Source organism: Pandoraea sp. PE-S2R-1, assembly GCF_002179865.1.
Classification (GTDB): Bacteria; Pseudomonadota; Gammaproteobacteria; order Burkholderiales; family Burkholderiaceae; genus Pandoraea.
In genome coordinates this window covers 1-359 of the sequence record NZ_NGUR01000178.1, presented here as the reverse complement: position 1 = coordinate 359, position 359 = coordinate 1, and the positions used below count along the sequence as shown (strand labels likewise).

Below are 359 nucleotides of genomic sequence, written 5' to 3'. Positions count from 1 at the left end.
ATCGGATTCGATGCTGCGCAGCACCTTACCCGTTGCCGGGTCGACTTGAAGAATGCGGCGGTCGCGGTACTGTCCGACCCACAGGCTGCCTTCGGCCCATGTCAGGCCCGAATTGCTGCCGCTGTCCGGCGCGGGGATCGAATGCACGACGCGACCGGTCGACGGTTCGATCTTGTCGATGCGGTCTTCACCGATCTGATAGAGATGGGTGCCGTCGAAAGTGGTGCCGGCGTCGCTTGGCGCGTCGATGGCACGGCGAACTTCACCGCTGACCGGATCGATGGCCAGCTAGTTTTCTCCGGTCGCGGCCCAGACCTGCCGTCCATCGAAGGTCACGCCGTGAATGCTCTCAGTGCCCG

The 359-nt window shown here is 63.8% G+C and carries 1 pseudogene; it reads right to left on the bottom strand.

Annotated features, from left to right (window positions below):
* Nucleotides 1-359: pseudogene (locus CDV44_RS28570) on the bottom strand (hypothetical protein); the annotation flags it as partial.